Source organism: Pseudomonas sp. B21-009, assembly GCF_024749345.1.
In the GTDB taxonomy this organism is placed as follows: domain Bacteria; phylum Pseudomonadota; class Gammaproteobacteria; order Pseudomonadales; family Pseudomonadaceae; genus Aquipseudomonas.
Map to the genome: position 1 here is coordinate 1,684,516 of NZ_CP087199.1, position 12,929 is coordinate 1,697,444.

Here is a 12,929-nt window from a genome sequence, read left to right on the forward strand (position 1 = left end):
GCTGCTAAACCTTCTAGATGTCTGCAATCGTCGCAATGGAAGGAATCATCGACATGGCAGTTGTATCTGAAGTATCCCCGGATGGGAAAAAACTGACGATCAAGGTCAGGGGGCGTTTTGACTTTGGCAAGCACCTGGAATTTCGCCAGGCTTACGAGCTCAAGCAGAACATGCCGGACTCCGTGGTTGTCGACCTCAAGGAGGCCACCTATCTGGACAGTTCGGCCCTGGGCATGCTGTTGCTGCTGCGTGACCACGTCGGCGGCGACGACTCGGAAATCCGTGTGGTCAACACCAGCTCCGATGTGCGAAAGATCCTCGCCATTTCCAACTTCGACAAGCTGTTCGACATCAGTTGAACCAGCCAGCCCATGTTTTCGAGGCGCTCACCATCCTGATCGCCGAGGATGGTGCTGCTGATCGTTTGTTGCTGGCCACCCTTGTGCGCAAGCAGGGGCATCAGGTGCTCACCGCCGAAAATGGCGAGCAGGCGCTGGCGCTGTTCGCCGCGCAGCGCCCGCACATGGTCCTGCTCGATGCGCTGATGCCGGTCATGGATGGTTTCGAGGCGGCGCGCCAGATCAAGGCGCTGGCCGGTGAAGCGCTGGTGCCGATCATCTTTCTCACTTCGCTTAGCGAAGAACAGGCGCTGGTCCGTTGCCTGGAGGCAGGTGGCGACGATTTTCTGGCAAAACCCTACAGCCCGGTGATCCTGGCCGCCAAAATCAAGGCGATGGAGCGTATGCGCCGGCTGCAGGCCACGGTGCTGGAGCAGCGTGACCAGCTTGCCCGCCATCACACTCATCTGCTCAACGAGCAGCGGGTCGCCAAGGCGGTGTTCGACCAGGTGGCCCATGCCGGTTGCCTGAGTGCGCCGAACATCCGTTACCTGCAGTCACCTTATGCCCTGTTCAATGGCGACTTGCTGTTGGCCGCCTTCACGCCGGCAGGTGACATGCATGTGCTGCTCGGCGACTTCACCGGCCACGGCCTGCCGGCGGCGGTGGGGGCGATGCCCCTGGCCGAGGTGTTCTATGGCATGACAGCCAAGGGTTACGGCCTGGCCGAAACCCTGCGCGAGATGAACGCCAAGCTCAAGCGCATCCTACCGGTGGACATGTTCTGTTGTGCATTGTTGCTCAACCTGAGTTTCCAGCGGCGGGTGGTCGAGGTCTGGAATGGCGGCATGCCCGACGGCTATCTGTTGCCCGCCGGTGGGGGTGAGCCTGTGGCGTTGGTGTCGCGTCATTTGCCCTTGGGTATCCTGGCGCCGGAGCGCTTTGATGACGCCACCCAGGTGCTGCCGTTGGCCCTGGGCGAGCGCCTGTTTCTGTTGTCTGACGGCGTGGTCGATACCAGTGATGACAATGACCAGCTGTTCGGTGTCGAGCGCCTGCGTCGGGTGCTGAGTGCCAATCGACAGCCGGCACTGTTGTTCGGGGAGGTGCTGAAGGCGCTGGAAGCGTTTCGTGGTCGCTCGCGCGATGATGTCAGCCTGCTGGATATCGAGGTGGTCGAACCGCAACTGTTGTCGCCGCTGCCGGTGATCTATTCTGACAGTGGGCAGTCCAGTCCGCTGGACTGGTCGCTGCAGTTCGAGTTTCGCGCCGACACGCTAAAACGTTTCAATCCATTACCTTATTTGCTACAGCTGTTGCAGGAAATACACGGTTTGCGGGCTCAGAGCGGGGCGTTGCACAGTGTCCTCACCGAGCTGTATTCCAATGCCCTGGAACACGGCGTGCTGGGGCTGGACTCGGCGCTAAAGCGCGATGCGCAGGGCTTTGCCGCCTACTATCAGATGCGCGACGAGCGCCTGCAGGCGTTGAACGAGGGCTTCATCCGCGTCTCCCTTCGGGTCGAGCCGGATCGCCAAGGCGGGCGTCTGAAGATTGAAGTCGAAGATAGCGGCAAGGGCTTCAATGTGAGTAAAGTGCTGGCCAGGCCTGTGTCCGAACAAGGGTTGTGCGGACGCGGTCTGACCCTCATACGCCGGTTGAGCCGGCGTGCCGAATGGGCCGACGAGGGGCGCCGCGCATGCGTGGAGTTCGCCTGGGAGGCTCTGGCATAATCCAACTTGATCAAGGAGTGAGCAAGTGTCCGACATTCACATCGATCGCAAGGTGCTCAGCGACTTGCAGGAGGTCATGGAAGATGGCTACCTGTACTTGCTGGAAACCTTTCTTGAAGATTCCGAAAAACGCCTCAGTCAATTGCATGAGGCGAAGAACGCCGACGAGCTGGCGCATGCCGCGCACAGTTTCAAGGGCAGTAGCAGCAATATGGGGGCGGTAGCGTTGGCCGAGTTGTGCAGGCAGCTCGAAGACCGCGTCAATCACGGCCCGCTGCAAGGCATCGAAGACCTGATCAACCAGATCGATCGCGAGTATGCGGCCGTTCGTGACCTTTACCACGACGAACGCCAGCGAGTATCGATTGGTTGAGCGCGAGGGCAAACCTGGCGCGAGTTTTGCGTAGTCTTCGCTAATTCACGATTACGACTTCTGTAGCGGAGACTCCTGCATGCCTGTCGCCTCCAACCCCCTGTTGCAAGCCAGTGCCGTGGCGAAGCCGTCGCGCGCCACTGCCGGTGCGCCGGATAAATCGCTGCAGGCCTCTAACGACAAGGCGCCTGGCTTTTCCGATGTGTATGCCAAGCAGTCTCGCGAGACGACTGCAGGCACCAAGGACGCGCCTGTGCCTGAGAAGGTCGTCACCGCCCCGGGCAGCGGCAATAAAACGGCCGCTGATTCGTCGAAGGTTGCCGACAGCGGCAATAGTTTGCCTGAGGAGCAGGACAGCACCGAGGTCGATCCGGCGCTGGTGTCTGATCCCACCCTGCTTGACCCCAGCCTGGTGGCGGGTCAAGTGACCGACGCCCAGCCCGGCGCGCAATTGATCCAGGCCCAGGCTGAAACCGTGGCGCCGGTGCTTCAGGCGGCAGCACAATTGCAGGTGGCTGCGGCGCCAGCCCAGCCGGTAGCCGAAGCGCCGGAATTCGATCCTGAGGCCGATCCGCTGTCTGACCTGCCAGCCTTGCGCCTGGCCCTTGAGCAAAGTGCCCAGGCCCAGGGCACTACCTCTGCCCATGCCGCTGGCAAGGCCGGCAATGCCCAGCCTGAAGCGCCGACGGCGCAGCCTGCCGTCAATACACTGGCGGCCCTGCTGGACAAGCCAGGTGCCGATGCCGAATCAGGCGAGCCGGGTGAAAAAGCCTTCAGTGGCCTGCTCGATGATGGCCTCAAGGACCTCAAGAGCGCCTTCAGCGATACGCGCGTCGACAACTTTGCCGAGCGCCTGAGCAACCTGACCCTGGCCGCCACGGCCAAGACCGCCAATGCCGTGCCGGTAGCCACGCCGCTGCAGCAGCCGTTGGCGATGAACCAGGGCGGCTGGACCGAAGGCCTGGTCAACCGGGTCATGTACCTGTCCAGCCAGAACCTGAAATCGGCCGATATCAAGCTTGAGCCGGCCGAGCTCGGGCGCCTGGACATCCGCGTCAACCTGGCGCCGGAACAGCAGGCCCAGGTGACCTTTGTCAGTGGTCACGCCGGGGTGCGCGAGGCGCTGGAAAACCAGGTGCACCGGCTCAAGGAAATGTTTGCCCAGCAGGGGCTCGGCCAGCCGGACGTCAACGTCGCTGACCAGTCCCGTGGTGGCCAGCAGCAGGGCGCCCAGGACACGCCGAAACTCAGTGGCGTGGCCGCACGGCGTAATGAAGCTGGTGAATCCGCTGAGTCCGCTGAAATCGCTCCAGGTGCAATGCCGGTCGAGCAGCAGTCGGTTGTGGGTTCCAGCGCGGTGGATTACTACGCCTGATTGGCTGTGCTCTTTGTACTGGCCGACCTTGCTTTTCCAGGTTGGCATAACACTTGCTCAACCCTCGCCATGTGACTGAAATCTCCGATGAATGACGGATTATTGGCATGGCGAAGAGCGAAGCAGAGAAAGACCCCGCCGCTACAGGCAAACTCAAGCTGATCCTGCTGTTGGTGCTGGCATTGCTGCTTGCCATCGGCCTGTCGGTCGGCGCCACCTGGTTCTTCCTGCACAAGTCCGAGGATAAGCCTGCGGTCGATCCGGCCCTGGCCAACCTCAAGCCGGCAGCGATCTACGAGCCGCTGGCACCGGCCTTCGTGGTCAACTTCAACCAGAACGGCCGCCAGCGCTATATGCAGGTGAGCATCACCATGCAGGGGCGTGACCAGGCAGCGCTGGATGCCCTCAAGGTGCATATGCCGGTGATTCGCAACAACCTGGTCATGATGTTCTCGGGCCAGGGCTTCGACACCCTGTCCAGCCCGGTCGGCCAGGAAATGCTGCGCCAGAAGGCCACTGCCAGTGTCCAGGAAGTGGCGCAGAAGGAAGTCGGCAAGCCGGTCATCGACCAGTTGCTGTTCACCAATTTCGTATTGCAGTAGGAGCCCCAGATGGCCGTGCAGGACCTGCTGTCCCAGGATGAAATCGATGCTTTGCTGCATGGCGTCGACGATGGTCTGGTGCAAACCGAAAGCAATGCCGAGCCCGGCAGTGTCAAAAGTTATGACCTGACCAGCCAGGATCGGATCGTCCGCGGTCGCATGCCGACCCTGGAAATGATCAACGAGCGGTTTGCCCGCTATACCCGCATCAGTATGTTCAACCTGCTGCGCCGCTCTGCGGACGTGGCGGTCGGCGGCGTGCAGGTGATGAAGTTCGGCGAGTACGTGCATTCGCTGTACGTGCCCACCAGCCTCAACCTGGTGAAGATCAAGCCGTTGCGCGGTACCTCGCTGTTCATCCTCGACGCCAAGCTGGTGTTCAAGCTGGTGGATAACTTCTTTGGTGGCGACGGTCGTCACGCCAAGATCGAAGGTCGCGAGTTCACCCCGACCGAGTTGCGCGTGGTGCGCATGGTCCTCGACCAGGCCTTCGTTGACCTCAAGGAGGCCTGGCAGGCGATCATGCCGGTCAACTTCGAGTACATCAACTCCGAGGTCAACCCGGCCATGGCCAACATCGTCGGGCCGAGCGAGGCGGTGGTGGTTTCGACCTTTCACATCGAGCTCGATGGCGGTGGCGGCGACCTGCACGTGACCATGCCGTACTCGATGATCGAGCCGGTGCGCGAGATGCTCGATGCCGGTTTCCAGTCCGATCTGGACGACCAGGACGAGCGCTGGATCAAGGCCCTGCGCGAAGACGTGCTGGACGTCAGCGTGCCGCTCAGCGCCACGGTTGCCCGTCGCCAGCTGAAGCTGCGCGACATCCTGCACATGCAGCCGGGCGACGTGATTCCGGTCGAGCTGCCGGACGAACTGATCCTGCGGGCCAACGGCGTGCCGTCGTTCAAGGCCAAGCTGGGTTCGCACAAGGGCACCCTGGCCCTGCAGATTATCGATCCGATCGAGCGCCGCTGAGGCGCTCGCGGTTCCAACTCCGAATTGATTGCCCGTCGAGGACAAAATGGCTAACGAAAACGACATCACCTCCCCGGAGGACCAGGCCCTGGCCGATGAATGGGCTGCGGCCCTGGAAGAAACCGGCGATGCCGGCCAGTCCGACATCGACGCCTTGCTCGCTGCCGATAGCGCCGCCAGCGCACCGGCGTCCAGCCGCCTGGCCATGGAAGAGTTCGGCAGTTCGCCGCGCAGCAACGAACAGGTCACCCTCGATGGTCCGAACCTGGATGTGATCCTGGATATTCCGGTGAGCATTTCCATGGAGGTCGGCAGTACCGAGATCAACATCCGCAACCTGCTGCAACTCAACCAGGGTTCGGTGATCGAGCTCGACCGCCTGGCCGGCGAGCCGCTGGACGTGCTGGTCAACGGCACTCTGATTGCGCACGGCGAAGTGGTGGTGGTCAACGAAAAGTTCGGCATCCGCCTGACGGACGTGATCAGCCCGAGCGAACGCATCAAGAAGCTGCGCTGAGTGAGCAAGCTCCTGCGCAACGGCCTGGGCCTGGCCTGCGGCCTGTACGTGGATGTCGCCCTGGCTACCACGCAGCCGGCGGCTGCGGTAGTGGTACCGGCAAGCAGTGGCAGCGCGGCAGGGCAGTTGACCCAGCTGGTGCTGGGGCTGCTGCTGGTGCTGGGGTTGATCTTCGTCCTCGCCTGGCTGCTGCGCCGGGTGCAGAACGCCGCGCCCGGCAGTGGCCAGGTGATCGAGATCCTCGGTAGCCGTTCGCTGGGGCCGCGTGATCGGCTGTTGCTGATCCAGGTCGGCAAGGAGCAGATCCTCATCGGCCATTCGCCAGGCACCATCGAGGCCTTGCATGTCATGGCCGAGCCGGTTGAAGTGCCCGCCAGTGCGCGCCAGGCAACACCAGAATTCGCCCAGCGGCTGATGGAGCTGATGGGCAAGGATCAGAAGGGAAGGTCGTGATGGGCGCGTTGCGCATGATGTTGACGCTGCTGCTGATGCTGGCGGCGCCGCTGGCCCTGGCGGCTGATCCACTGTCGATCCCGGCGATCACCCTGTCCAGCGGGGCTGACGGCCAGCAGGAGTATTCGGTCAGCCTGCAGATCCTGCTGATCATGACCGCGCTGAGTTTCATCCCGGCGTTCGTCGTGCTGATGACCAGCTTTACCCGCATCATCATCGTCTTTTCCATTCTGCGCCAGGCCCTGGGCCTGCAACAGACGCCGTCAAACCAGATCCTCAACGGCATGGCACTGTTCCTGACCCTGTTCATCATGGCGCCGGTGTTCGACCGCATCAACCAGGAGGCCGTGCAGCCGTACCTGGCAGAGAAACTCAGCGCCCAGGATGCGATCAGCAAGGCCCAGGCACCGCTGAAGAACTTCATGCTGGCGCAGACCCGCGAGAGCGATCTGGACCTGTTCATGCGCCTGTCCAAGCGCACCGACATCGCCAGCCCCGATCAGGCGCCATTGACCATCCTGGTGCCGGCATTCGTCACCTCGGAGCTCAAGACCGCGTTCCAGATCGGCTTCATGATCTTCATCCCGTTCCTGATCATCGACCTGGTGGTCGCCAGTGTGCTGATGGCCATGGGTATGATGATGTTGTCGCCGCTGATCATCTCGTTGCCGTTCAAGATCATGCTGTTCGTCCTGGTCGATGGCTGGGCGCTGATCATGGGTACCCTGGCCGGCAGTTTCGGCGGCGTCTGACGCCGCGAGGAGAAGAAGTCCATGACCCCTGAAGTGGCTGTCGACCTGTTTCGCGATGCGTTGTGGCTGACCACCTTGATGGTTGCCATCCTGGTGGTGCCAAGCCTGCTGGTGGGCCTGGTGGTGGCGATGTTCCAGGCTGCCACGCAGATCAACGAACAGACCCTGAGCTTCCTGCCGCGCCTGCTGGTGATGTTGGTGACGCTGATCGTGGTTGGCCCGTGGCTGGTGCAGAAATTCATGGAATACATTCTGTCGTTGTACGGCAGCATTCCGCAGCTGATCGGTTGACCCGGCGATGCTTGAGCTGACCGACGCGCAGATCGGCGCCTGGGTGGCCAGTTTCATTCTGCCGTTGATTCGCGTCACGGCGGTGCTGATGACCATGCCTATTTTCGGTACCACCCTGGTGCCGACACGTATCCGCATGTATTTCGCTCTGGCAATCACCGTAGTCATCGTTCCCGGCCTGCCGCCGATGCCGGTGGTCGAATCGCTGGATCTCAGGGCAATGTTGCTGGTGGCCGAGCAGATCATCATTGGCGCCGTGTTTGGTATGGCGCTGCAGCTGTTCTTCCAGATTTTCGTGATCGCCGGGCAGATCGTCGCAATCCAGATGGGCATGGCCTTCGCCTCCATGGTCGATCCGGCCAACGGTGTCAACGTGGCGGTGGTCAGCCAGTTCCTGACCATGCTGGTGACCTTGCTGTTCCTTGCCATCAACGGCCATCTGGTGGTCTTCGAGGTGCTGACCGAGAGCTTTACCACCTTGCCGGTGGGCGGCGGTGTGCTGGTCAATCATTTCTGGGACCTGGCCGGGCGCCTGGGTTGGGTGCTGGGTGCAGCCATGCTGTTGGTATTGCCGGCGGTGACCGCGTTGCTGGTGGTCAACATTGCCTTTGGCGTGATGACCCGGGCGGCGCCGCAGTTGAACATCTTTTCCATCGGCTTTCCGCTGACCCTGGTGCTGGGGATGGTGATCTTCTGGATCACCCTGGCCGATATTCTTCCTCACTATCAGTCACTGGCTTCCGAAGCCTTGCAGTGGCTGCGTGAACTGGCACGGGCGCGCTGAGCATGGCAGAAAGCGAAAGCGGTCAGGACAAAACAGAAGACCCCACCGACAAGCGCAAGAAGGACGCGCGCGAGAAGGGCGAGATTGCCCGTTCCAAGGAGCTCAACACGGTCGCGGTGACCCTGGCGGGCGCTGGAGCGCTGCTGGCGTTTGGCGGTGGCCTGGCGCAAACCCTGATGGAGCTGATGCGCATCAATTTCAGCTTGTCCCGCGAGGTGCTCATCGATGAGCGGTCCATGGGCATTTTCCTCATGGCTTCCGGCAAGATGGCCTTGCTCGCGACTCAGCCGGTATTGCTGGTGCTGCTGATTGCGGCAATCATCGGCCCGGTGTCGCTGGGGGGGTTCCTGTTTTCCAGCAGCTCCCTGGCACCGAAGTTCAGCCGCATGAACCCGCTATCGGGGATCAAGCGGATGTTCTCGGTCAACGCCTTGTCCGAGCTGCTCAAGGCGCTGGCCAAGTTCTTCATGATTCTGATCGTCGCCCTGACGGTGTTGTCGGCTGATCGCGATGACCTGCTGGCGATTGCCAACGAGCCGCTGGAACAGGCGATCATCCATAGCGTCCAGGTGGTTGGCTGGAGTGCGCTGTGGATGGCAGCGGGGCTGTTGATCATTGCCGCGGTGGACGTGCCGATCCAGCTCTGGCAGGCGCACAAGAAGCTGCTAATGACCAAGCAAGAGGTGCGCGACGAGTACAAGGACTCCGAAGGCAAGCCCGAGGTCAAGCAACGCATTCGCCAACTGCAGCGCGAGGCTTCGCAGCGGCGGATGATGGCGGCGATTCCTGAGGCGGACGTGATCATCACCAACCCGACCCACTATGCCGTGGCGCTCAAGTACGACCCGGAGAAGGGCGCGGCGCCGCTGCTGCTGGCCAAGGGTGCCGACTTCATCGCCCTGAAAATTCGCGAGATCGCCAACGAGCACAAGATCCAGGTGCTCGAATCGCCGGCGCTGGCGCGTTCGATCTACTACTCCACCGAGCTTGAAGAAGAGATTCCCGCCGGTTTGTACCTGGCAGTGGCCCAGGTGCTGGCCTACGTCTACCAGATCCGCCAGTATCGCGCCGGCAAGGGCAAGCCGCCGGAGCCGCTCAAGGATCTGCCGATCCCGCCGGATTTGCGTCGCGATTCCTGATCGGCGCTGCCTGCGCAGCAGCCCCGAGCCACTCAAACCACCTCGTTTGGCAAAGTTGGAAAGCTTCTTGCAAAGGCAGCGCTGCGCGCCTCAAACGCGTCAAAGTTTTGCTTGAGCTAACGAGGAATACCGGTGGATCGCTCTCAGTTAATCAACAGTGCCCGTAGCAACCTGGTCGGTCTAGGCCGGGGTAACCTGGGTGTGCCGCTGTTGCTGCTGGTGATGCTGGCAATGATGATGTTGCCGATCCCGCCGTTTTTGCTCGACGTGTTCTTCACCTTCAACATCGCCTTGTCGATCGTGGTCCTGCTGGTCTGCGTCTACGCCCTGCGCCCGCTGGACTTCGCCGCGTTCCCGACCATCCTGCTGGTGGCGACGCTGTTGCGCCTGGCGCTCAACGTGGCGTCCACGCGGGTGGTGATGCTCCACGGCCATGACGGCCACGAGGCCGCCGGTAAGGTGATCCAGGCCTTCGGCGAGGTGGTGATCGGCGGTAACTACGTGGTCGGTATCGTCGTCTTCGCGATCCTGATGATCATCAACTTCGTGGTGGTCACCAAAGGTGCCGGGCGTATTTCCGAGGTGAGCGCGCGCTTTACCCTCGACGCCATGCCCGGCAAGCAGATGGCCATCGACGCCGACCTCAACGCCGGTCTGATCGACCAGGCCCAGGCCAAGGCGCGGCGCGCCGAAGTGGCCGGCGAGGCCGAGTTCTATGGTTCGATGGACGGTGCCAGCAAGTTTGTTCGCGGTGACGCCATCGCCGGCCTGTTGATCCTGTTCATCAACCTGATCGGCGGCATGGCCGTCGGTATGTTCCAGCACAACATGACCTTTGCCGACGCCGGCAAGGTCTATGCACTGTTGACCATCGGTGACGGTTTGGTGGCGCAGTTGCCCTCGCTGTTGCTGTCCACCGCGGCGGCGATCATGGTCACCCGCGCCTCGGGCTCCGAGGACATGGGCAAGCAGATCAACCGGCAGATGTTCGATTCACCCAAGGCCCTGGCGGTGTCGGCTGGCCTGATGATCGTCATGGGCCTGGTGCCGGGCATGCCGCACATCGCCTTCCTGAGCCTCGGCCTGCTGGCCGCCGGCGGTGCCTATCTGGTGTGGCGCAAGCAGAACCAGGCCAAGCTCAAGGCCCTGGAAGAAGTGCAGCGCCAGCAGGACCTGCTGCCATCGCCACAGCGCGCGATGGAAACCAAGGAGCTGGGCTGGGATGACGTCACCCCGATCGACATGATCGGCCTTGAGGTCGGCTACCGGCTGATTCCGCTGGTGGACCGCAACCAGGGCGGCCAGTTGCTGGCGCGGATCAAGGGCGTGCGCAAGAAGCTGTCCCAGGACCTGGGTTTTCTTATGCCCACGGTGCACATTCGCGACAACCTCGACCTGGCGCCCAGTGCCTACCGCCTGACCTTGATGGGGGTGATCCTGGCCGAGGCCGAGATCTACCCGGACCGCGAGCTTGCGATCAACCCCGGGCAGGTGTTCGGTACCCTCAATGGTATTGCCGCCCGCGATCCGGCCTTTGGCCTGGAAGCGGTTTGGATCGACGTCAACCAGCGCAGCCAGGCGCAGTCGCTGGGCTACACGGTGGTGGACGCCAGTACGGTGGTCGCCACCCACCTCAACCAGATTCTGCACAAGCACTGCCATGAGCTGATCGGCCACGAAGAAGTGCAGCAACTGCTGCAGGTGCTGGCCAAGGCTTCGCCCAAACTTGCCGAAGAGCTGGTGCCGGGCGTCATTTCCTTGTCGGGCCTGCTCAAAGTGCTGCAGGCATTGCTCGCCGAGCAGGTTCCGGTGCGTGACATTCGCAGCATTGCCGAAGCCATCGCCAACAACCCGGGCAAGAGTCAAGATACCGCCGCACTGGTGGCGGTGGTGCGCGTCGGATTGTGTCGCGCTATCGTGCAAAGCATTGTCGGCGTTGAGTCCGAGCTGCCTGTGATCACCCTTGAGCCAAGATTGGAACAGATTTTGCTCAATAGTTTGCAAAGGGCTGGGCAAGGCCAGGAAGACGGTGTTCTTCTGGAGCCGAGCATGGCCGAAAAGCTTCAGCGTTCGTTGATCGAAGCCGCCCAGCGTCAGGAGATGCAAGGGCAGCCGGCGATCCTCCTGGTCGCAGGACCGGTACGAGCCATGCTGTCGCGCTTCGGTCGCCTGGCTGTACCGAATTTGCATGTTTTGGCGTATCAGGAAATACCTGACAACAAGCAAGTTACCATCGTCGCCACAGTGGGCCCGAACGGCTGAGGTAGTGGGTTATGCAAGTTAAGCGTTTTTTCGCCGCCGATATGCGTCAGGCCATGAAGCTGGTTCGCGATGAGCTGGGGGCCGATGCCGCCATCATTGGCAACCGACGGATTGCTGGCGGTGTCGAGCTGACGGCTGCGCTGGACTACAAGCTGTCCGCCCTGGCGCCACGGGTGCCGAATGTCGAGCTCGAAGACGAGCTGCGCAAGACCCAGTCGCGCATCGTCACCGCCCAGGCCGAGCTGAGCAGCCGTAGCGAGAGTGAAGATGGCAATCGCCAGCTGTTTGCCGGCTTGCCGCTGACCGCTTCCGAGCCGCTGGTCGACCCGCAGGTCGAAGCGCCGGTCGTGCCTGCTGCACCGGCTGCGGCACCCATCGACCCGCGCCTGTTCGACTCGATGCGCTCGGAGCTGTCGGGCCTGCGCGAACTGCTTGAAGTACAGCTCGGCTCGCTGGCCTGGAGCCAGTTGCAGGGCAACAAGCCGCAGCAGGCCAACCTCTGGCGCCGTCTGCAGCGCATTGGCCTGTCCGGGCCGATTGCCCGCGAACTGCTCGAGCTGACCACCGAAATCGAAGAGCCGCGTCACGCCTGGCGCATGCTCCTGGCGCACCTGGCGCGGATGATCCAGGTGCCGGAAATCGAACCGATCGAAGAAGGCGGTGTCATTGCCATGGTCGGTCCGGCCGGCATGGGCAAGACCACCACCCTGGCCAAGCTCGCCGCGCGCTACGTGCTCAAGTACGGCGCGCAGAACCTGGCCCTGGTGAGCATGGACAGCTTCCGTATCGGCGCCCAGGAGCAGCTCAAGACCCTGGGGCGGATCCTCAACGTTTCGGTTACTCACGTCGACCCGGGCCAGTCGTTGGCCCAGGCCCTCGACCCGCTGCTGCGCAAGCGCGTGGTACTGATCGATACCGCCGGCCTGCAAGCCAGCGACCCGGCGCTGCGCATGCAGCTGGAAACCCTTGCCGGGCGCGGGATTCAGGCCAAGAATTACCTGGTACTGGCAACCACCAGCCAGAAACAGGTGCTGACCGCCGCCTACCACAGCTACAAGCGCTGCGGCCTGGCCGGTTGCATCCTGACCAAGCTAGATGAAACCGCCAGCCTCGGCGAAGTATTGAGCCTGGCAATCAGTCACGAACTGCCGGTGGCCTATCTTACCGATGGCCCGCGCATTCCTGACGACCTGCACCTGCCGCGCCGGCACCAGTTGGTCAGCCGCGCAGTGAGCGTGCAGATGCAGGACGAGCCCAGCGAAGAGGCCATGGCCGACATGTTCGCTGATCTCTACCACAGCTCCGGCAAACGCGTGGGCTGAGGGGAATATG

At 62.2% G+C, this 12,929-nt stretch carries 14 protein-coding genes; all 14 read left to right on the top strand.

Translation table 11 applies throughout. The annotated features are described in order from the left end of the window. Nucleotides 1-53: 53 nt before the first annotated feature. The 14 genes from LOY34_RS07785 (at nucleotide 54) to flhF (ending at nucleotide 12,919) form a co-directional block, all read left to right on the top strand. Complete coding sequence (locus tag LOY34_RS07785; RefSeq protein WP_045200292.1) at nucleotides 54-359, top strand: STAS domain-containing protein; 306 nt, start codon at nucleotides 54-56, stop codon at nucleotides 357-359. Next, the gene (locus LOY34_RS07790; RefSeq protein WP_195883371.1) at nucleotides 356-2,071 is read left to right on the top strand and encodes a fused response regulator/phosphatase; all 1,716 of its coding nucleotides are present in this window, start codon (nucleotides 356-358) and stop codon (nucleotides 2,069-2,071) included. The genes LOY34_RS07785 and LOY34_RS07790 overlap by 4 nt, the downstream gene beginning before the upstream one ends. 25 nt (nucleotides 2,072-2,096) lie before the next feature. Then, the gene (locus LOY34_RS07795; RefSeq protein ID WP_045200296.1) at nucleotides 2,097-2,444 is read left to right on the top strand and encodes an Hpt domain-containing protein; all 348 of its coding nucleotides are present in this window, start codon (nucleotides 2,097-2,099) and stop codon (nucleotides 2,442-2,444) included. A 79-nt stretch (nucleotides 2,445-2,523) separates the two neighbouring features. Next, nucleotides 2,524-3,819 (top strand): flagellar hook-length control protein FliK, encoded by a 1,296-nt coding sequence (locus LOY34_RS07800; RefSeq protein ID WP_258664524.1) that lies wholly within the window; start codon nucleotides 2,524-2,526, stop codon nucleotides 3,817-3,819. A 107-nt stretch (nucleotides 3,820-3,926) separates the two neighbouring features. After that, the gene (gene fliL, locus LOY34_RS07805; protein ID WP_045200300.1) at nucleotides 3,927-4,421 is read left to right on the top strand and encodes a flagellar basal body-associated protein FliL; all 495 of its coding nucleotides are present in this window, start codon (nucleotides 3,927-3,929) and stop codon (nucleotides 4,419-4,421) included. 9 nt (nucleotides 4,422-4,430) lie between these two features. Then, entirely contained in the window at nucleotides 4,431-5,399 is a 969-nt protein-coding gene (gene fliM / locus LOY34_RS07810; RefSeq protein ID WP_045200301.1) for a flagellar motor switch protein FliM, read from the top strand. 46 nt (nucleotides 5,400-5,445) lie between these two features. After that, nucleotides 5,446-5,916 (top strand): flagellar motor switch protein FliN, encoded by a 471-nt coding sequence (gene fliN / locus LOY34_RS07815; protein ID WP_093385593.1) that lies wholly within the window; start codon nucleotides 5,446-5,448, stop codon nucleotides 5,914-5,916. Next, nucleotides 5,917-6,369, top strand: a complete 453-nt coding sequence (gene fliO / locus LOY34_RS07820) for a flagellar biosynthetic protein FliO (RefSeq protein ID WP_195883373.1) — start codon at nucleotides 5,917-5,919, stop codon at nucleotides 6,367-6,369. It begins immediately after the preceding gene. After that, nucleotides 6,369-7,121: a flagellar type III secretion system pore protein FliP gene (gene fliP / locus LOY34_RS07825; RefSeq protein ID WP_038996372.1), complete on the top strand. Its 753-nt coding sequence runs from the start codon at nucleotides 6,369-6,371 to the stop codon at nucleotides 7,119-7,121. The genes fliO and fliP overlap by 1 nt, the downstream gene beginning before the upstream one ends. A gap of 21 nt (nucleotides 7,122-7,142) precedes the next feature. Next, on the top strand, nucleotides 7,143-7,412 hold the full coding sequence (gene fliQ / locus LOY34_RS07830) for a flagellar biosynthesis protein FliQ (RefSeq protein WP_045200304.1): 270 nt from the start codon (nucleotides 7,143-7,145) through the stop codon (nucleotides 7,410-7,412). Between the two features lie 7 nt (nucleotides 7,413-7,419). Next, the gene (fliR, locus tag LOY34_RS07835; RefSeq protein ID WP_045200306.1) at nucleotides 7,420-8,196 is read left to right on the top strand and encodes a flagellar biosynthetic protein FliR; all 777 of its coding nucleotides are present in this window, start codon (nucleotides 7,420-7,422) and stop codon (nucleotides 8,194-8,196) included. 2 nt (nucleotides 8,197-8,198) lie between these two features. Then, nucleotides 8,199-9,335, top strand: coding sequence for a flagellar biosynthesis protein FlhB (flhB, locus tag LOY34_RS07840; protein ID WP_045200308.1), 1,137 nt, complete (start codon nucleotides 8,199-8,201; stop codon nucleotides 9,333-9,335). A gap of 132 nt (nucleotides 9,336-9,467) precedes the next feature. Next, nucleotides 9,468-11,597 carry a flagellar biosynthesis protein FlhA gene (gene flhA / locus LOY34_RS07845; RefSeq protein ID WP_045200310.1) on the top strand — a complete coding sequence of 710 codons (2,130 nt, stop codon included), beginning with the start codon at nucleotides 9,468-9,470 and terminating at the stop codon, nucleotides 11,595-11,597. Nucleotides 11,598-11,608: 11 nt separating this feature from the next. Next, on the top strand, nucleotides 11,609-12,919 hold the full coding sequence (gene flhF, locus LOY34_RS07850) for a flagellar biosynthesis protein FlhF (protein WP_195883374.1): 1,311 nt from the start codon (nucleotides 11,609-11,611) through the stop codon (nucleotides 12,917-12,919). The last annotated feature ends 10 nt before the right edge of the window (nucleotides 12,920-12,929 follow it).